Source organism: Burkholderia sp. ABCPW 111 (genome assembly GCF_000773065.1).
Lineage (GTDB): Bacteria > Pseudomonadota > Gammaproteobacteria > Burkholderiales > Burkholderiaceae > Burkholderia > Burkholderia savannae.
Map to the genome: position 1 here is coordinate 20,789 of NZ_JPWT01000094.1, position 19,493 is coordinate 40,281.

Annotated in this window: 16 protein-coding genes; 7 read left to right on the plus strand and 9 right to left on the minus strand. The window is 67.8% G+C overall.

Features of this window, described 5'->3' with window-relative positions:
- Nucleotides 1-5 precede the first annotated feature (5 nt).
- Nucleotides 6-203 (minus strand): phage tail assembly chaperone, encoded by a 198-nt coding sequence (locus X946_RS21890; protein ID WP_038751987.1) that lies wholly within the window; start codon nt 201-203, stop codon nt 6-8.
- A 317-nt stretch (nt 204-520) separates the two neighbouring features.
- Nucleotides 521-1,300 (minus strand): DeoR/GlpR family DNA-binding transcription regulator, encoded by a 780-nt coding sequence (locus X946_RS21895; RefSeq protein ID WP_038751947.1) that lies wholly within the window; start codon nt 1,298-1,300, stop codon nt 521-523.
- A gap of 239 nt (nt 1,301-1,539) precedes the next feature.
- Here X946_RS21895 and X946_RS21900 point away from each other — a divergent pair, with 239 nt between their 5' ends.
- The 3 genes from X946_RS21900 to X946_RS21910 all read left to right on the plus strand — a co-directional run bounded on the left by X946_RS21900 (nt 1,540) and on the right by X946_RS21910 (nt 5,166).
- Entirely contained in the window at nt 1,540-3,204 is a 1,665-nt protein-coding gene (locus X946_RS21900; RefSeq protein WP_038751950.1) for a gamma-glutamyltransferase family protein, read from the plus strand.
- A gap of 297 nt (nt 3,205-3,501) precedes the next feature.
- Entirely contained in the window at nt 3,502-4,329 is an 828-nt protein-coding gene (locus tag X946_RS21905) for a ferritin-like domain-containing protein (protein ID WP_038751952.1), read from the plus strand.
- A 336-nt stretch (nt 4,330-4,665) separates the two neighbouring features.
- The gene (locus X946_RS21910) at nt 4,666-5,166 is read left to right on the plus strand and encodes a hypothetical protein (RefSeq protein WP_038751955.1); all 501 of its coding nucleotides are present in this window, start codon (nt 4,666-4,668) and stop codon (nt 5,164-5,166) included.
- Nucleotides 5,167-5,360: 194 nt separating this feature from the next.
- Here the strand turns inward: X946_RS21910 and X946_RS21915 are convergent, their stop codons facing one another.
- The 3 genes from X946_RS21915 to X946_RS21925 form a co-directional block, all read right to left on the minus strand.
- The gene (locus X946_RS21915; protein ID WP_038751958.1) at nt 5,361-6,809 is read right to left on the minus strand and encodes a DEAD/DEAH box helicase; all 1,449 of its coding nucleotides are present in this window, start codon (nt 6,807-6,809) and stop codon (nt 5,361-5,363) included.
- 127 nt (nt 6,810-6,936) lie between these two features.
- Complete coding sequence (locus X946_RS21920; RefSeq protein WP_038751961.1) at nt 6,937-8,235, minus strand: c-type cytochrome; 1,299 nt, start codon at nt 8,233-8,235, stop codon at nt 6,937-6,939.
- A 19-nt stretch (nt 8,236-8,254) separates the two neighbouring features.
- Nucleotides 8,255-9,016: a c-type cytochrome gene (locus X946_RS21925; protein ID WP_038751964.1), complete on the minus strand. Its 762-nt coding sequence runs from the start codon at nt 9,014-9,016 to the stop codon at nt 8,255-8,257.
- Nucleotides 9,017-9,434: 418 nt separating this feature from the next.
- Between X946_RS21925 and X946_RS21930 the strand changes: the two genes are divergently transcribed.
- Together X946_RS21930 and X946_RS34300 are read left to right on the plus strand one after the other, a co-directional pair.
- Nucleotides 9,435-10,361, plus strand: a complete 927-nt coding sequence (locus X946_RS21930) for a CopD family protein (RefSeq protein WP_038751966.1) — start codon at nt 9,435-9,437, stop codon at nt 10,359-10,361.
- Nucleotides 10,362-10,638: 277 nt separating this feature from the next.
- Entirely contained in the window at nt 10,639-10,938 is a 300-nt protein-coding gene (locus X946_RS34300) for a hypothetical protein (protein ID WP_152611768.1), read from the plus strand.
- A gap of 183 nt (nt 10,939-11,121) precedes the next feature.
- On the opposite strand, the gene dgoD is transcribed toward X946_RS34300, so the two are convergent.
- Nucleotides 11,122-12,270, minus strand: a complete 1,149-nt coding sequence (gene dgoD, locus X946_RS21935; RefSeq protein ID WP_038751969.1) for a galactonate dehydratase — start codon at nt 12,268-12,270, stop codon at nt 11,122-11,124.
- Nucleotides 12,271-12,611: 341 nt separating this feature from the next.
- Between dgoD and X946_RS21940 the strand changes: the two genes are divergently transcribed.
- Nucleotides 12,612-12,959: a GFA family protein gene (locus X946_RS21940; protein WP_038751971.1), complete on the plus strand. Its 348-nt coding sequence runs from the start codon at nt 12,612-12,614 to the stop codon at nt 12,957-12,959.
- Between the two features lie 79 nt (nt 12,960-13,038).
- Here X946_RS21940 and X946_RS21945 read toward each other — a convergent pair whose 3' ends face one another.
- Nucleotides 13,039-13,413 (minus strand): DUF4377 domain-containing protein, encoded by a 375-nt coding sequence (locus tag X946_RS21945; protein WP_038751974.1) that lies wholly within the window; start codon nt 13,411-13,413, stop codon nt 13,039-13,041.
- A gap of 631 nt (nt 13,414-14,044) precedes the next feature.
- On the opposite strand from X946_RS21945, the gene X946_RS21950 reads away from it, so the two are divergent.
- Nucleotides 14,045-15,727 carry a purple acid phosphatase family protein gene (locus X946_RS21950; RefSeq protein ID WP_038751977.1) on the plus strand — a complete coding sequence of 561 codons (1,683 nt, stop codon included), beginning with the start codon at nt 14,045-14,047 and terminating at the stop codon, nt 15,725-15,727.
- On the opposite strand, the gene X946_RS21955 is transcribed toward X946_RS21950, so the two are convergent.
- Complete coding sequence (locus X946_RS21955) at nt 15,705-17,537, minus strand: histidine kinase (RefSeq protein ID WP_038751980.1); 1,833 nt, start codon at nt 17,535-17,537, stop codon at nt 15,705-15,707. The two genes, X946_RS21950 and X946_RS21955, sit on opposite strands and share 23 nt — an antisense overlap.
- A 48-nt stretch (nt 17,538-17,585) precedes the next feature.
- Nucleotides 17,586-19,028, minus strand: a complete 1,443-nt coding sequence (locus X946_RS21960; protein WP_038751982.1) for an HD domain-containing phosphohydrolase — start codon at nt 19,026-19,028, stop codon at nt 17,586-17,588.
- Between the last annotated feature and the right edge of the window lie 465 nt (nt 19,029-19,493).

The window sequence follows — 19,493 nt, forward strand, 5'->3', positions numbered from 1 at the left end:
GAACATCACGAATAACGGAGCTTGATCGATCGCAAGGCCGCGTCGCCGATTTCGGTGACGCAGTATTTCCTGCCGGAGCCGAGCGATTCCAGCTTCACGAGCTGCCGCTCGAGCAGCGCGTCGAGTTCGTCGCGGTCCATGTCGGCTTGGTCGGGGGCATCCTTCACAAGCAACAGCGTGGCGAATTCATGCGGACTTAGCATCGTTCTCTCCATGACAACCGTACTGTCCCGGGCGCAAATGTCCGGTCGAGTGACCCAGCAAGGGAAGGCGTGGGGGGAAAGCCGCTGTCCCGGCCTTGGCGTTATTGACGTCGCCCCGGTTGCGCCGAGCGCGCAACCGCGCCGGGGATTTGGAGTGTAGTCAAGCGAGCCGGCATCTACAAATCGCACCCCGATAATTTTCTGATTGACATCAAGAAATTCGTCAGGCGGTTGCGACGGTGCGCCAATTCCTTGATTTCACTTGAAGTTTTGGGTGCGGCGCAGCAATGCGCGGTGCCGCTCGCGCGGCCGCCCGGTCAGTCGGCGACGTAGACCTGCGTGCCCGCCTGCGCGATCGTGTCGGCCATCTCGTCGGGAAGCGGCTTGTCGGTGAAGAGCGCGTGGATCTGGCTCAGATGCCCTTGGCGCACGAGCGCCGGGCGGCCGAACTTCGAATGGTCGGTGACGAGGTAGACGGTGCGCGCGTGCTGGATGATCGCCTCGGCGACGCGCACCTCGCGCGTGTCGAAGTCGCGCAGCGTGCCGTCGTTTTCGATCGACGAGGTGCCGATGATCGCGTAGTCGACCCTGAACTGGCGGATGAAGTCGATCGCGAGCTCGCCGACGATGCCCTTGTCCCAAGGCCGCACGATGCCGCCCGTGATCAGCACCTCGCATTCCGGATAGCCGCTCATCATGCTCGCGACATTCAGGTTGTTCGTGATGACGTGCAGGCCGCGATGCCGGTTGAGCGCGCGCGCGACCTCCTCGGTCGTCGTGCCGAGGTTGATGAAGAGCGACGCCTGATCGGGGATGTGCGACGCGGCGAGCGCGGCGATCTTGCGCTTCTCGTCGTGGAACATCCGCTGGCGCGCGGTGTACGACACGTTCTCCGAGCTCGTGGGCAGGCTCGCGCCGCCGTGGTAGCGGCGCAGCAGGTTCAGGTCGGCGAGCCAGTTGACGTCGCGGCGGATCGTCTGCGGCGTCACGTTGAAATGGGCGGCGAGATCGTCGACAGTGACGAAGCCGTCGCGCTGCACCCATTCGAGCAATTCCTGCTGACGTGCGTTCAGGGTGAGGCGGGGGTCTCGTGTCATGTTCGCGGGTTTCGATTCGGCTCGATGGGACGGGGCACTGGAGGCGGCCATTTCGCATTGTAAGGGCTGTTCGCGCCGATTCGACGGGCGGGCGGCGCATGCCGCCGCGCACGCGGGCCGATCTCGGTCTAGACTCGATTCATGTCGTTCCCGCATCAATTCATGTGACAAATGAATTTGTCGGGGCCGCGTATTCGCGCTGGAATGTTTGTTTCGATCCTCTTTACCGTTGGCCTGAGATGAATCTTCATTCGAAACCGCCCGGCGCGACGTTCTCGTGGCGCAACCCGTATCCGACGACGCGCGTGCCGGTGTTCGCGCGCAACGTAGTCTCGACTTCGCATCCGCTCGCCGCGCAGGCGGGGCTCAGGATGCTGTGGAAGGGCGGCAACGCGATCGATGCGGCGATCGCCGCGGCGGCCGCGATCACCGTGGTCGAGCCGGTGTCGTGCGGCCTCGGCGGCGATGCGTTCGCGCTCGTCTGGGACGGCGCGAAGCTGCACGGCCTGAACGCGTCGGGCGTCGCGCCCGCCGCATGGAACGTCGATTATTTCCGCCGCCGGCACGGCGAGGCGGGCAACGGCCTCGCGCGACAGCCGACGCGCGGCTGGGACACCGTGACGGTGCCCGGCGTGATCGCCGGCTGGGAGGCGCTGCACGCGAAGTTCGGCTCGCTGCCGTTCGCCGATCTGCTCGAGCCGGCGATCGAACTCGCGGAGCGCGGGCACGCGGTCGCCGCGATCGTCGCGCACAAGTGGGCGGCCGCCGTGCCCGAGCTGAAGGATCAGCCGGGCTTCGCGCAGGCTTTCATGCCGCGCGGCCGCGCGCCCGAGACGAGCGAGCTGCTGCGGCTGCCCGACCACGCGAAGACGCTGCGCACGATCGCGGCGCAAGGCGCGCGCGCGTTCTACGAAGGCAGCATCGCCGACGCGATCGCCGCGTTCTTCCGCGAAGGCGGCGGCGCGCTGAGCGCCGCCGACCTGCGCGCATACCGGCCCGAGTGGGTCGAGCCGATCGGCAAGGACTACCGCGGCTACACGGTGCACGAGATCCCGCCGAACGGGCAGGGGATCGCCGCGCTGATCGCGCTCGGCATCATGGAGCGCTTCGATCTCGACGATCTGCCGCTCGACTCGGCGGATTCGCAGCACGTGCAGATCGAGGCGATGAAGCTCGCGTTCGCCGACGTCTACCGCTACGTCGCCGATCCGCGCGCGATGGAGGTCACGCCCGCGCAGATGCTCGACGACGCGTATCTCGACGCGCGTGCGAAGCTGATCGACGTCAGGCGGGCGACGCACTTCACGTTCGGCATGCCGCGCGCGGGCGGTACGATCTATTTGTCCGCGGCCGACGAGCGCGGCATGATGGTGAGCTTCATTCAGTCCAACTACATGGGCTTCGGCTCGGGCCTCGTCGTGCCGGGCACGGGGATCGCGTTGCAGAACCGCGGCTGCGGATTCTCGATGAATCCGGCGTCGCCGAACGTCGTCGCGGGCGGCAAGCGGCCGTTCCATACGATCATCCCGGCGTTCGTCACGCAGCAGGTCGAGGGCGTGCGGCACGCGGCGATGAGCTTCGGCGTGATGGGCGGCGACATGCAGCCGCAAGGCCATCTGCAGACGATCGTGCGGATGCTCGGCTATGGCCAGCAGCCGCAGGCCGCGTGCGACGCGCCGCGCTGGAAGGTAAGCCGGTCGTTCACGCTCGACGTCGAATCGACGCTCGACGCATCGGTCGTCGATTCGCTTGCCGCGCGCGGTCACACGATCCAGGCGATCGACGATCCGTACATGGACTTCGGGTCCGGGCAGTTCATCTGGCTGCTCGATCGCGACGAGCCCGACCGGGGCTACGTCGCGGCGAGCGACAGCCGGCGAGACGGTCTCGCGGCGGGCTTTTGACGCGCCGCGCGCGTCACCTGCAATGTCCGTTGCGGGCGAAACGATATCGAAAGGCATTTCAAAAGAGGCTTTCGCTTTCCATATCGCTCGCCTTTTCGAATTACGCGTCTAATATTGCGTGATAGCCGCCGTGGAACTGCGATTGCCGGTTAAGGTCAGTGCTTCGAAGCACGATCGAAAAAGTCCGGCTAAGATGGCCGGACATGTCGAATAACCGATTTCAACGCGCCGCAACCGGCGGAATCGCGCGCGGCGCGGTCCGTCGCGAATGCGAGGCGGCGTTTGGGAGCGCGAAACATGTTGGCTGATACCACGCACGAGATGCCCTGGCGCATCGAAGACATCGACTTGACGCGCATCGACCGTCAACGCGCCGCGGCGAACGAGGATCTGTTGCTGCTGCTGTGCGCGGCGTCGTTCATCGAGAGCGGCTCCGATCTTTACACGAGCAATTTGAGCCAATTCTTCGACGGCGATCCCGAAGTGTCGGCATGGCTCAACGCCGAATGGGAGCACGAGGAATTGCAGCACGGCCGCGCATTGAAGGCGTATATCGCGCACGTGTGGCCGGAATTCGATTGGGATCTCGCATTCGCGAATTTCTTCGAAGAGTATTCGAAGACCTGTTCGCTCGAAGCGTTCGAGAAGACGCGCGCGCTCGAGATGGTCGCGCGTTGCGTCGTCGAGACGGGCACGGCGACGCTCTATCGCGCGATCAACGAATGCTCGGACGAGCCCGTGCTCAAGGAAATCACCGACAACATCCGCACCGACGAAGTCCGCCATTACAAGCATTTCTTCCGCTACTTCAAGAAGTACAACAAGGTCGAGGGCAACGGCCGGCTCGCGGTGCTCGGCGCGCTGATGCGGCGCGTGCTCGAGATCAAGAACGAGGATTCGGAGATCGCGCTGCGGCACGTGTTCGCGATCCGCTACCCGGAACGTGTGGGCGATTCCGCGTATTGCCGCGAGCGGACCGCGCGCGTGAACGCGCTCGTGAGGCGCAACCTGTCCGCCGACATGTGCGTGAAGATGCTGCTCAAGCCGCTCGACTTGCCCGCGAAGATCCAGCCGGGCGTCCACTATCCGCTGACGAAGCTCACGCAGCACGTGTTCTTCCGTTAGGGCTAGTTCACGCTGATAGCGGGCTTGTGAACGTGCCTTTGCGCCCGCAGGGCAAGGGTGCTATTGCGACGACGAACGACGCCGCAATGCGGGCGCACGGGCACGTTCCCGTGATCGAAGAAATCCTTCGAGGGGCTGGCCGCCAGAAGAGCCGATCGCTGCGTCATGCTCCTTGCGAATACGTCGAGTATTCGCTTCGTCGCAATCCTTGCGCGCGGCCCTTCCGGCGGCCGGCGCAAGCCCGTTATCAGCGTGAACTAGCCCTGAGCGCCGGCAACGCGTCGCGCGGTATGCTGCGGGTTTCGTTCGACACGACACGCAGCAGGAGAGCACACCGTGACCGATTCGCACCGACGCACTCTCGAACGGACGACGTATGACGCGTGGCCGCGCGCGGCGCTCGCGCTGTTCGACGGCGACGATCTCGCGCGCAAGGCGGGGTTTGCCGCTGCGCTCGTGGTCGTCGATCGCGATGTCGATCCGCCGCAGCCGCGCACGACGCTGCTGAGCGCGGGCGAGCTCTATGCGCCCGATGCGCGGTCGCTGCGCTTCTCGCTGTGGCCGCAGTCACGCGCGGCGCGCGCGCTCGCCGCGCATCCCGACGCGACGCTCACGTTCGTCGCCGACGGCGCGTTCCATCAGGCGCGCTTGCGCATCGATTCATCCGATTCGACCGACGACGGACTCGCGCGCTTCGTCGCCGCGCTCGTCGACGGCGAAGCGCAGCGGGTCGGCTATGCGCGCCTCACCACGGGGATCGCGTTCGAGCTCGCGCGAGCCGACGCGCCCGCCGTGCTCGCGCGCTGGGCGCGGCAGATCGCGCAGCTCAGGCGTTGAACGACGTGCGGGCCGCGCGCCGAAAGCAGATGACGCGAACACTTGGGCCGCGCGCGGGGAGGCGGGAAGGCGGCATGATGTTGGTCGACGTGACGTGACGTGACGTGACGTGACGTGACGTGACGCGACGCGACGCGACGCGACGAGGCGAGGCGAGGCGCTTCGACGCGCGGCCCCGCCACGCATGCCGATGCTCAGCGGCCGCGCTGGCCGCTGCGCGACGAACGGCTGCGGTTCGCATGCGTGCCGCCGCCGTTCGAATTGCCGTTGCCCGCCGGGCGGCCGTTGCCGCCGCGTGCCTGCTGCGGCTTGGCGGTCTTCGCCTGCGCACCGCCGTCGCGTCGCGCGGCGGGCTGACCTTGCTGCGCCTGCGGCTGGCTCGCCGCGCGCGGCGAGCGATTGCCGCGGCCGCCGTTGCCTGCGCCGCTACCGTCATTGCCGCTGCCGCCACTGTTGCCGCCGCGCTGTCCGCGACGCTGGATCGGCTCGGGCTTCGCGTTCGGGTCCGGCTCGAAGCCCGGGATCACTTCCTGCGGAATCTCGCGCTTGATGAGCCGTTCGATGTCGCGCAGCAGTTGCTTCTCGTCGACGCACACGAGCGACACCGCCTCGCCGTTCGCGCCCGCCCGGCCGGTGCGGCCGATCCGGTGCACGTAGTCCTCGGGGACGTTCGGCAGATCGAAGTTGACGACGTGCGGCAACTGGTCGATGTCGATTCCGCGCGCGGCGATGTCGGTCGCGACGAGCACCTGCAGCGTGCTGCTCTTGAATTCGGCGAGGGCGCGCGTGCGCGCCGACTGGCTCTTGTTGCCGTGGATCGCCATCGCGCTGATGCCGTCCTTCGTCAGCTGCTCGGCGAGCCGGTTCGCGCCGTGCTTCGTGCGCGTGAACACGAGCACCTGGAACCAGTTGTGCTTGCGGATCAGATGCGTGAGCAGCTCGCGCTTGCGGTCGCGATCGACCGGGTGGATCTTCTGCGCGATCGTCTCGGCCGTCGTGTTGCGGCGCGCGACTTCGATGAGCGCCGGCGAGTCGAGCAGGCTGTCCGCGAGGGATTTGATCTCGTCGGAGAAGGTGGCGGAGAACAGCAGGTTCTGGCGCTTCGCCGGCAGCCGCGCGAGCACGCGCTTGATGTCGTGGATGAAGCCCATGTCGAGCATCCGGTCCGCCTCGTCGAGCACGAGGATGTCGAGGCTCGACACGTCGATCGTTTTTTGCTGCATGTGATCGAGCAGGCGCCCCGGCGTCGCGACGACGATGTCGACGCCGCGCTTCAACGCGTCGATCTGCGGATTGATGCTGACGCCGCCGAACATCACGGTCGAGCGCAGCTTCACGTACTTGCTGTACGCGCGCACGCTTTCCTCGACTTGCGCGGCGAGCTCGCGCGTCGGCGTGAGGATGAGCGCGCGCACCGCGCGGCGCGCGTTGCGGTTTTCGCCGTAGAACGCGTGGAGGCGTTGCAGGATCGGCAGCGTGAAGCCGGCGGTCTTGCCGGTGCCCGTCTGCGCGCCGGCGAGGAGGTCGCCGCCGCCCAGCACGGCGGGAATGGCCTGAGCCTGGATTGGCGTGGGCTGCGTGTAGCCCAGCTCGTTGACGGCCCGCACGAGCGGTTCGGCGAGGCCGAGAGATGCGAAAGACATAGATACTCTTGATTATTGATGAGGCGGCGTCCTCGCGCGGCCCGCGCGGAAAACGGACGTCGCCGGAAAAACAAAAGGGCGCGGCCGCGGTTTCCCGCAGCCGCGCCCCGTTAGCGTCACCCGATACTCAGTCGAGAGGCGCGGAACGCAGGTCGCTCACCTGTTGCGGCGAAACCGGCGAACCGTTGTTGCCCCACGACATCCGGATGTACGTGACAACCGCCGCGACTTCCTGGTTCGACAGCGACTGCGCGAACGGCGGCATCCCATACGGACGCGGATTCTTGAACGTGCTCGGCGGGTAGCCGCCGTTCAGCACCATGCGGATCGGGTTCACGGCCGATTCCATCATGATCGAACGGTTCTGCGCGAGCGGCGGGTAAGCGGTCGGCTTGCCTTCGCCCTGCGCGCCGTGGCAGGTCGCGCAGTTGTCCGCGTAGATCTTCTTGCCCTGCTCGAGCAGCGTCGTGCCGAACTGCTTCGACGGCTCGTACTGCATGTTCTTCGGCGCTTCGGCCTTCTGCGGGATCGACTTCAGGTAAGTCGACATCGCGCGCGTGTCCTCGTCCGTCATGTACTGCAGGCTGTTGTGGACGACGTCCGCCATCGGGCCGAACACCGCGCCCTTGTTCGACACGCCCGCCTGCAGCAGGTTGGACAGCTCCTGGACATGCCAGTCGCCGAGGCCGAGCTCCTTGTCGTTCGTGAGCGACGGCGCGTACCAGTTCTGCAGCGGAATCAGGCCGCCCGCGAAGGCCGCCGAACTCACCGGGCCGCCCATCATGTTGATCGACGTGTGGCACATCGAGCAGTGGCCGAGGCCTTCGACGAGATACGCGCCGCGGTTCCACTCGACCGACTTCGTCGGATCGGGCTTGTACTCGCCTTCCTTGAAGAACAGCGTGCGCCAGCCGATCAGCAGGTTGCGGTTGTTGAACGGGAAGCGCAGCTCGTGCGGACGGCTCGGCGTGTTGACGGGCGCGACGGAGCGCAGGTACGCGTAGATCGCATCCGAATCCGCGCGCGTGACTTTCGTGTAGCTCGCGAACGGGAAGCCCGGATAGAGCAGGCTGCCGTCCTTCGAGCGGCCCGTGTGCATCGCGCGGTAGAAATCGTCCGATGTCCACTTGCCGATCCCGTACTGATCGTCCGGCGTGATGTTCGGCGTGTACATCGTGCCGAACGGCGTGGCCATCGGCAGGCCGCCCGCGAACGACTTGCCGCCGCGCACGGTGTGGCACGCGATACAGTCGCCGACGCGCGCGAGATATTCGCCCTTCTTGATGAGCGCGGCCTGGTCGGCGGGCGTCGCGGCGACGGCGGCGTTGCCGTGCAGCGTGTCGTTGCCCGGCCACAGGACGGGCACGAGGGCCGCTGCCGCGACGATCGCGACAGCCGAGAGTGCAAACAGGGACTTGCGTTTCATTGTGTCTGTCTCCCTTGCCTTATTGCGGTTCGCTGCCGCAGGCGAGCGGAGTCTTCATCGAGCGGGCCGGGGCCGGCACCGGGTTGGCGGGCGCCGGCTGCGCGGCGAGCCACGCGGTCACGGCGGTCACGTCCTCGTCGGACAGCTTGCTCGCGATTTCATGCATGCAATCGGGTGTCTTCGCATGGCGCGTGCCCGAACGCCAAGCGCCGATCTGCGCGCTCAGATAGTCGCTATGCAGGCCGACGAGACCCGGAATCGCGGGCTGCATGCCGGTGAGCGCGGTGCCGTGGCACGCGACGCACGCGGGCAGCTTGCGCGCCGGATCGCCGTGCAGCGCGAGCTGCTTGCCGCGCTCGACGACCGCGGCGGGCACCGTCGGCTTCGTCGGCGCCGGGTACGGCGGACGCTGCTGCGAGAAGTGCTCCGCGATCTCGCGAAGGTAGTCGTCGTTCAGATACGTGAGCAAATAGTTCATCGGCGGGTACTTGCGGCGACCGTCGCGGAAATTCACGAGCTGGTTGTACAGGTACTCGGCCGGCTTGCCTGCCAGACGCGGGAAGTAATCGTTGTCGGTGCCCTGCCCGTGCGTGCCGTGACAGGCCGTACAGCCGCGCACGCGCTCCGCCATCGTGTCGGGCGCCTTCAGGGGCGCCTTCGCGGCGGCCGGCTCGATGGGCTTGGTTTGCGCTTGCGCAGTGCTCAGAAGGCCCGCTGCGCCCATCAACACAACAGCGAGCAGCGGACGGAAAAGGCGTCTAGAAGACACACGGGACTCCATTGTTATTCGTCGGGGACCTGACCGGGCTCCGATCGGCTCGGCATGACGGCAAGAACTAACGAGGGCAGGCAGCCGGGCTGCTGCGACGCGGCATTCTATCATCGATGGATAATGGCGGCTATTTGACGCGGAGGGCACGGTTCCATGCCGCGGTCGGGTTGCGACAATTTGACGCGCGAATGACGGTTCGAACGCGCCCAAACGTCGGACAAGCTGCGCAGGCGGCGGCGAAGCCCGTACACTTCGGGGGCGCGGCGTCGGGACGGCCGGCCGCGCCGGCGCCGATTTCTTTTCTTTCATGCGAGTCGATGAAGTCCTCTTTTTCCTGTTTGCCTGAAAACAACAGTCGATCCTTTCACGCCTTGCGCGCGGCGCGCGTCGGGGCGGCGTCCGGCGCGCGCCGCGCGGGCGGTGCGCGATGAAGATCGACAGCCTCTGGTTCGGCCAGGCGGCGCTCGCCGCGCTCGGCGACGTCGCGTTTGCGGTCGCGGTGGGCTCCGCGCTGATCGGCGCGTGGCTCGCGAACGACGGCGCGAAGAGCGTGATCGCGCCGTCGCACCCCGCGTGGCGGCAATCGCTGCGCTCGCTCGCGGTTGCGGCGGCCGTGCTGGTCCTCGCCGACGTCGGCTGGCTCGTCTACCAGGCCGCTGCGATGAGCGGCGCGGGCTTGCGCGGCGCGTTCGGCGCGATCCCGGTCGTGCTCGCGCAGACGCACGTCGGGCATGCATGGAGCGTTGCGTGCGGCGGCGCGGTGCTGCTGTTCGTCGTCGCGCTCGCCCGGCCGAGCGGCCCGCTCGCCGGCGCGTTGCTCGCGCTCGCGACGCTCGTGGTTGCGGCGGGCAAGGCGTCGCTCGGCCACGCGGCCGATTCGGGCGCGTTCTCGGCCGCAGTCGGCGTGCAGACCGTGCACGTCGCCGCGACGGCCGCGTGGGGCGGGCTCGTGATCGCAGGCGGGATGGCGGTGCTGCCGGCGCTCGGCTCGTCGATCGCGCGCGGCGCGATGATCCGCATTGCGCAGCGGCTGTCGCGCGGGTCGATCGCCGCGCTTGCGTTCGTGGTCGTCACGGGCGTGCTGAACACGATTCGCGGCACGGGCGGCGATTTCGCCGCGCTCGACGGCAGCACGTGGGGCCGCATCCTGCTGCTGAAGCTCGCGCTCGTCGCGCTCGCGCTGGTGCTCGCGGCGCTCAACCGCTTCTCGGCGTTGCCGCGGCTGCGCCGCACCGCGTCGACCGAGGACGCGCACACGTTCCGCAACGTGCTGCATCTCGAGGCGCTCACGATGATCGGCGTGTTCGTCGCGGCGGCCGTGTTGTCTTTCACCGCGCCGATCTCGGTGAGCTGACGCGGGCTCGGTCGCTCGGGCGCGAGTGGACTCGGGGCCTGGTTCGGGCGTGACTCGGGGCTTGGGCGGGCGACAGGCGCCGGCTGCAGGCACGATACGCGGGCCGCGGCAAGGGGGCGAACGCGATGCGGCGATGCCAAGACCGGCCCGCCGATCGCCGCGTCGGTCATCGACGCGACGCCGGCCGGACGCCGGGACGCCTCGGTTTCGGCGCGGCATGGGCGGCGCTGTGGCGGCCGGCCGTGCTTGCCCGCCGGCCGCTGCCGGATGCCGCCTGATGCGCCGGCCTGCCCGACGGCTGGCGGCGCGTGCGTTCGTTCACATCGGCGATCCCCCGTTCGGCGCGCCGCGTCGCGATGTCTTCGGCCTGTGCGGCATCGGCCGGGGCATCGGTGTCGGCATCGGCGTCGAGCGCCGTGTGTCGAACGTCAGGGCTGTGCGTCAAGCGCCGGGCGGGCGTCGGGTGTCCGGCATGGCGGCCGCGCATCGGCCGTTCGGCGCATCGTCAGGCGGCAAGCGGCAAGCGTTCGGGCTCCGGCGTCGAATCAGGCGTTCGGCCGCGGCCGGGGCTGTGTGAAAACGCAAAACTACACGGCACGGTTTTCGGGTGCCGCTTAACCCTTCCCGCGCCGCCCCCGGTCAATACCGCGCGATCCGAACGATCGACTCTATCGACCGCCGCGATCGGCGTGCGACTTCACACGGCCTCGGCCCGTCGCCGGCGCGATGCGTTGCCTGCCGTGGCCGTGCGCGCGTGTCTTCACCACTCGGCGACGCTGCCGTCCGCGTGCCGCCAGACCGGATTGCGCCAACGGTGTCCGGTCTTCGCCATCTCGCGCACCTTCTCCTCGTCGACGTCGATGCCGAGCCCCGGCCCCTGCGGGATCGCGACGAAGCCGTCCGCGTAGCGGAACACTTCGGGATTGCGAAGATAGTCGAGCAGATCGCTGCCCCGGTTGTAGTGAATCCCGAGGCTCTGTTCCTGGATGAACGCGTTGTGGCTGACCGCGTCGAGTTGCAGGCACGCGGCGAGCGCGATCGGCCCGAGCGGGCAGTGCAGCGCGAGCGCGACGTCGTAGCTCTCCGCGAGCGTCGCGATCTTCCTGCACTCGGTGATCCCGCCCGCGTGCGACGCGTCCGGCTGCACGATGTCGACGTAGCCGCCTTCGAGGATGTGCTTGAAATCCCAGCGCGAATAAAGCCGCTCGCCGAGCGCGATCGGCGTGCTCGTCTGGTTCGCGATGTCGCGCAGCGCCTCGGCGTTCTCCGATAGCACCGGCTCCTCGATGAACATCAGCTTGTACGGATCGAGCTCCTTCGCGAGCACCTTCGCCATGGGCTTGTGCACGCGGCCGTGGAAATCGACGCCGATGCCGACGTAAGGCCCGACCGCCTCGCGCACCGCCGCGACGTTCGCGATCACTTTTTCGACCTTGTCGAACGTGTCGATGATCTGCAGTTCCTCCGAGCCGTTCATCTTCACCGCCTGGAAGCCGCGCTCGACCACCGCGCGCGCGTTGTTCGCGACGTCGCTCGGCCGGTCGCCGCCGATCCACGAATAGACCTTGATCCGGTCGCGCACCGGGCCGCCGAGCAGCGCGTGGACGGGCGCGCCGTGATGCTTGCCCAAGATGTCCCAGAGCGCCTGGTCGATGCCCGCGATCGCGCTCATCGTGATCGGGCCGCCGCGGTAGAAGCCCGCGCGGTACATCACTTGCCAGTGGTCCTCGATGCGAAGCGGGTCCTGGCCGACGAGGTAGTCGGCTAGCTCGTGCACGGCCGCCTCGACCGTATGCGCGCGGCCTTCGACGATCGGCTCGCCCCAGCCGACGATGCCCGCGTCGGTCTCGATCTTCAGAAACAGCCATCGAGGCGGAACGACGAAGGTTTCGAGGCGGGTGATCTTCATTGCGGGTGTCTCCTGTTGTCTGCATGAACCACGCGTGAATCGTACAGCGGCGCCGCGCGAAAGTCGTATCGATCGCGCCTGTGCGCACATAGTGGGCGCGGCGGCCGGATGCGCGCCGTGCGTCGACGCGGCACGCCGCCGGATCGCGCGGCGCGTCGGGCGCGGATCGCGGCGCGCGAGCGGGGTCGGGTGCGATTGATCGCCTTCGCCGCTCGTGCGCCGCTCGCGCGGCGCCGGACGGTTGCGGTCCGTACGGCCGAGCGTTACCGTACGGCACCGGCCGGGCGCCCGGGCGCGGCGCGGCCGCGTCGCCGGGCCGGACACGATCGAAGGAGGCGACGATGCTTTACACCGGCAGCTGCCATTGCGGCAGGATCAAGTTCGAGGTGGAAGGGGAGATCGAGAGCGCTTGCGCTTGCAACTGTTCGATGTGCGTGCGCAAGGGCTCGCTGCTGTGGTTCGTGCCGCGTGACGCGTTTCATCTGAAAACGCCCGACGACGACATCGCGACCTATCTGTTCAACGAGCGCACGATCCGGCATCGGTTCTGCCCGACCTGCGGCATCCACCCGTTCGCGGAAGGCACGGACCCGAAGGGCAACGCGATCGCGGCAGTCAACATCCGCTGCATCGACGGCATCGATCTCGACGCGGTGCCGGTCCGGCATTTCGACGGGCGCGCGCTCTGAACATATCGAGCGCGCCGGCCCAAATCGGGATCGCGCGGCGCGTGCGGCATGCGCCGCGCGCGTCACTACGCCGTCCGGCTCAGCGCGGCTGCTGCCGGACGACGCGCTTCAACATCCAGCGGATCGACGAGCCGTCGGCAGGCGGATTCGGCACGCAGTGTTCGGCGATCTCGAGCTGGTATTCGTAGCCGGGGCGGTAGTCGAAGCCTTCGATGCCGCTGTACCAGAGCTGCCACGGCTCGCTCGGGCTCGTGCGCACCTGCAGGCAGTCCATCGGCGCGACGCCGACGCAGCGCGCCGTTTGCGCGGCGACGTAGACGGTCTTCGTCGCGGTTTGCGGCGCGGCCGCCGGCGCGATGGGCGCGTTCGCCGCTGCATTCGTCTCGCAGCCGGCAAGGCCGGCCGCGCCGGCGAACGCGACGGCCGCGAGCGCGCGGCGTGGCATATCGAGCATGACGTTCCTCGTCGATCGAATCGCGATTGGACCCGATCGCGCCGGACGGGTTCACGGTGCGTGGGCGCGCCGTTTTGCGCGCGGCGTGCGCGACTCGCGTTTTCTCGACGCGGCGTTGCGGCGCGCGATGGCCGCGGGGCCGTCGCCGTAGTTGCAGTTGTCGTTGTCGTTGTCGTTGTCGTTGTCGTTGTCGTTGTCGTTGTGATTTCGACCGCGATTTTAGTTGCGATTTGGGTTGCGATTGCGCTGGCGATCGCGATTGCGCAGCCGCGTTGCGGCACCCCGAAACCACGAAACCCCGAAACCACGCGGCAACGCCACCGACTCCAACGCCGATGCGTCGCGGACTTGACGCCGACGCGATGCCGGCCGGCCGCGAAGCGAAAACGGACTCGCCCCATCGACCGTGCAACCGGGCGTCCCCGCCGCATACGCGGATTCCCGCCAGGCGGCCGGCATCCGCGCGGCGCGACGCGGGGCTGACATCGTCGCGTCACGCATCCCGTCATAAGGTGTCGGCGCTGGCGGTGACGGCGCTGACGCGCGCGGCCGGGCGCCGATGCCCGCGGCCGCCGCGCCGTCGCTTGCTTTCATTCCTTTCCCCACGACTCTCCGACGATCGAACGAAATCATGCCGAACAAGCCAGCTTCCGACGCGCCGCCGACCGAGCAGCCTTGCGCCGTCTCTCGCCGCGGCTTCCTCAAGTTCGCCGGCGTATCCGGGCTCGCGACCGCCGCGAGCGGCCTCGCGGCCACGCGGGCCGCCGCCGCCGCGCCCGACGGCACGCCCGAGCAGATTCATCTGACCTGGGGCGACGCCGACGCGCACGAAGTCGTCGTATCGTGGGCGTCGCTCGCGGCCGCGACCAACCCGCGCGTGCGCTTCGCGGGACCGAACGAAGCGTGGCGGACCGCGCACGGCGTGCAGCGCACGTACACCGACGGCCTAAACGGCGAAGTGGTGTTCACGTATCACGCGCGGCTGCACGGCCTCAAGCCGGGCTCGGCGTATCGCTACGAGGTCACGGCCGACAACGACGGCAACGCGGCGAAGCCGTTCGCCGCCCACTTCGAGACCGCGCCGCGCGGCCGCTCGCCGTTTCGCTGGACGAGCTACGGCGATCTCGCGACGCCGAACACCGGCTGGGTGCTGTCGTCGCCGCAGAGCCGCTTCGCGGTGCAGGCGATCGAGCGCTTTCAGCCGCTCTTTCATCTGCTGAACGGCGATCTCTGCTACGCGAACCTGAACCCCGCGCATCAGCCGGCCGTGTGGCGCGACTTCGGCAACAACAATCAGACGTCCGCCGCGAACCGTCCGTGGATGCCGTGCCCCGGCAATCACGAGATCGAGTTTCACAACGGCCCGCAAGGCCTCGACTCGTATCTCGCGCGCTACACGTTGCCCGAGAACGGCACGCGTTTTCCGGGCCGCTGGTACAGCTTCCGCGTCGGCGCGGTGCTGTTCGTGTCGCTCGACGCGGACGACGTCGTCTATCAGGACGCGGCCGCGTTCGTCGCGGGCCCGAACCCGCTCGTGCCGGCGGCGAGCACCGGCAACGAGCCGATCGCCCCCGGCACGTCGTTCTATGTGCGCGGCTACAGCCGCGGCGAGCAGACGCGCTGGCTCGAAGAGACGCTGCGCCGCGCGTCGCGCGATCGCGACATCGACTGGATCGTCGTGCAGATGCATCAGGACGCGCTCAGCTCGTCGAAGACGGGCAACGGCTCGGACAAGGGCATCCGCGAGGCATGGCTGCCGCTCTTCGACCGTTACGGCGTCGACCTCGTGCTGTGCGGCCACGATCACGACTACGAGCGCAGCTTTCCGGTGCGCGGCTGCAACCACCGCGCGGGCGTCGACGCTGCGACGGGCGAGGTCGTCGACACGCTGCAGCCGCGCCCCGTCGTCATGTCCGATCCGGCCGACGGCAAGTTCGACACGTCGCACGGCACGATCCACATGATTCTCGGCGGCGGCGGCACGAGCGCGCCGCTCGACGTGTACGGCGAGAATCCGGCGACGGGCTTGCCTCAGGCGCGCGTGTTCACGAAGCCGAACCGGCCGGTGCCGGGCGCGGCGCCGAACACGTTCGTGCGGCACGGCGCGGATGCGGTGGAGGATGCGATCTGGTCCGCGCGGCGCGACACGGGCACGGGCTACGGGATCGCCGTGTTCGACTACGATCCGGGCGAGCACGGCGGCAACACGACGATCACCGTGAACTACCATCACGCGCCGGGCGCCGATCAGCAGCCGACGGCCGAGTACGAGCTGTTCGAGACGATCGTGCTCAGCAAGGCTCGCCGCGCGTAAGCGGCGCGGCGGCGCGCACTGCCCGGTGCGCGCCGTCCGCGCCGTCGGGCGCGTTGGAGTTGGCGTTCGCTGCCGAGCCGGACTTGCGCCGGATCGGCAGCGTGATCGTAAACGTCGTGCCGCGGCCGACGCGGCTCTCGACGTCGATGCGCCCGCCGTGATGCTCCACGATGCCGTGCGAGATCGACAGCCCGAGCCCCGTGCCCTGGCCGACGGGCTTCGTCGTGAAGAACGGATCGAAGATCCTGCCGATCACGTCCTCGGAGATGCCCGCGCCCGTGTCGGCGATCGAGATCGACACGGCGTCGGCGTCGTGCGACGTGCGAATCGTGATCGTGCCGTGCGCGTCGATCGACTGCGCGGCGTTGACGAGCAGATTCATGAACACCTGGTTCAACTGCGCGGCGTTGCATTCGACGAGCGGCAGGCTGCCGTATTCGCGCACGACGTCCGCCTTGTACTTGAGCTCGTTGTGGACGACGTTCAGCGTGCTCTCGAGCCCCGCGTGCAGATCGGCGAGCGCCCATTCGTCGCCGCTCGGCCGCGAGAAATCGCGCAGGTCGCCGACGATGCGGCGCACGCGCATCGCGCCGTCGATCGATTCGTCGATGAGCGCGACGATGTCGCTGCGCACGTAGTCGAGATCGACTTCGCGCGACACCGCGTCGAGCGGCGCGCGCGCGTCGGCGCAAAGCGTGCGCGTGAGTTTTTCCTGCGCGGCGATCACATCGAGGAGACCCTGCACCCAGCCCTTCAGCGTGTTGAGATTCGCGTTGACGAAGCCGATCGGGTTGTTGATCTCGTGCGCGACGCCCGCTGCGAGCTGGCCGATCGACGCGAGCTTTTCCGATTGCAGCAGCTGCACGTGCGTTTCCTCGATCTGACGAATCAGCCGGCGCTGCTCGTCCTTTTCGTGCTCGAGGCGCGCCTGCGCGGCCTTGCGTTCGTCGATTTCCTGCTCCATTTTCTTGCGCGTGCGCTGCAGCACGTGCGTCGTGCGCTCGTACTGCCGCAGCGCGCCTTCGAGCTCGCTCGTGCGCTTCGTGACGAGCTCCTCGAGCGCATCGGTCATGCCGCGCAGGAACGCGGTGCGCGCATCGAAACGCGAGACGACGAGCGTCGCGCTCAGGATCGTCGCCGTGAAGAGCGCGATCGTCGCGCCGAGCCACGCGCCACTGATTTCGCCGGCGGCGCCGCACACCGCGTTCGCCGGAAAATGCGCGGCCGCCATGCCCGTGTAATGCATGCCTGTGATCGCGATGCCCATCATGCCCGCCGCGCCGATCCGCTTCGCGAACACGTGCGGCTCGTTCTCGTCGCTCAGGCGATGCGCGATCCAGAGCGCGATCGTCGACGCGCCGATCGCGATCGCGATCGATGCGACGAAGAGCGTGCGGTCGTAGCCGATCGCGGGGTGCATTTGCAGCGCGCTCATGCCGGTGTAGTGCATGGCCGCGATGCCGAGCCCCATCAGCACGCCGCCCACCGCGAGCCGCTCGCGCGTGAGCGCGGCGCGCGTCAGCGCGTTCAGCGCGAAGTACGAGACGATCATCGCGATCGCGAGCGAGGCGAACGTGTGCCCGAAGTCGTAGCCGAGCGGAATCGGCAGCGAGAACGCGAGCATGCCGACGAAGTGCATCGCCCAGATGCCCGTGCCCATCGCGGCCGCGCCGCCCGCGAGCCACGCGCGCCGCATCCGCGGCTTGTCGAGGAGCGAGATGAGCGCGCTCAGATCGAGCGCGGTATACGACGCGAGCGTCGCGACCGCGAGCGACAGTACGACGAGCGGGATGTCGAAGGTTCCGTGCATGAGGAGCGGCTCGTCTCGGTATGCGCGACGGCGACGGCGGCGCGCGCGTCAGCCTTCGCGCATCGAGGCCGCCGCGGCATCGGCGTTCGGCGGCGGCGTCTGGATCAGGATCGTGAACGGCGTGGCTTCCTGCGCTTCGTAGCGCCGCACGAGCGCGACCTGATGCGCGGACACGACACTGCCTTTCGTCATCAGCAGCACGCCGCGGCTCGTGCGCAAATCGTCGGCGAGCCGCATGCCTTCCAGCAGCTGGCCGCCCGTGATCTGCGCGTACGGCGTGTTGCAGCCGAACGTCGCCAAGTCCTTCGCGAGCGCGACGAAACGATCGACGATCTGCGGGTCGTAGCGCATGCCGGCCTGCGACTGGATGAGCGCGATCGCCTGATCGGGCAGCAGGCGATGATTGACGATGCCGCCGCGCTGGAGCCCTTCGTAGTCGCGCGCGACCGCGAGAATGCGCGAGCCGAGCGGGATGTCTTCGCCCGCGAGCCCGTCGGGCGTGCCTCGGCCGTTGAAGCGCTCGTACTGGTGGCGAATGACGTGCGCGACGTGATTGAGCTGCGTGACGGGCGTGAGCACCATCTGCGCGCGCAGCGCATGCTGATGAAACTGGCGGCTTTCCTCCGCGCTCATTCGGTCGATTGATTTGCGCAGCAGCTCGTCCGGCAGCGACAGCTTGCCGATTCCGTGCAGCAGCCCGGCGAAATGCAGGTCCCGCGCCTGCAGCTCGCTCATGTCGAACGCGAGCGCGAGCCGCTTCGCGAGTTCGCCGATGCGCCGCGATTCGCCGCCCATCACGCCGCAGCGCAGCTCGATCATGTTCGCGCCGACCTGGATCATCGTCATGAAATTGCGCTTCAGGTCGCGTTGCGCGTCCTCGAGGAACATCACGGTTTGCCGGATTTCCTCGGTGCGCGCGTGCACTTGCGCTTCGAGCTCCGTGCTGAACGCGACGAGCGCCTCGTTCTGCTTCTGCGTGATCGCGAAGAGGCGGGCGGTCTCCTGGCGCAGCCGACGCTGCTCGAGCGCCTGCTTGACCGTGAGCAGCAGATCGTGATCGTCCCACGGCTTGTTCAGGTAGCGATACACGCCGCCTTCGTTGATTGCGCTCACGACCGCGTCGATCTCGGAGTAGCCCGTCAGCAGGACGCGCATCGTGTCCGGGCGCAGCGTCTGCGCGCGAGCGAGGAATTCGGCGCCCGTCATGCCGGGCATTCGCATGTCGGAGACGATGAGGTCGACGTCGCCGGCGGCGAGCACGTCGAGCCCCGCCGCGCCGCTGTCGGCCGTCACGACCTGATAGCGCACCGTGCGCAGCAGACGCTTGAGAGCGGAGAGGATGCTCGGTTCGTCGTCGACGATCAGGATCACGGGGGACGCGTTGCCGACCATGTTTGCGGGAGCGGCGTTCGTCGATCGGGCGTGATCGGCCGCGCGCGGGTGCGATGCATCCGCCGCGATGGGCATTGTCGGTTCCTCGGGTCCGTTCACGAAGCCTCCGTTTCATTTTTTGTCATCGGCTGGCTGAGATATCGGCGCGCGGCCGTGCGTCCTTGAGCCAAAAAAACGGGGCGTCAGCGTATCTACCTAGACGGCGCGTTCGATACCGCCCGCGACGTGCGCGTTTGGTGTGTGCGCATCGAAAGAATCGTCGCGACCGTTTCGGTTGCGGGTTGCGGCGCTCGCGCGACACCGATGCGCATGCGGGATGCGCGACCCGCATGCGCCACGGATCGTGAGGCGAACGAAGCGATGCATCGGCGCGCGTCGATCGACGGCTTGATTCGATTGGGCTTACGGCATCGCGTAAAAGATGCGGGTGTCGCCGCCGCGAGTTTCCATCGGCGGAAAATTTTGGGTTCATCGCAGGAAACCGTGGAGGGTTTTCGAGCGATTGCATAATCTGACACCTCATTTTAAGGATGTCGGAGGAAGCAATTGCTCGATCGAAAAGCA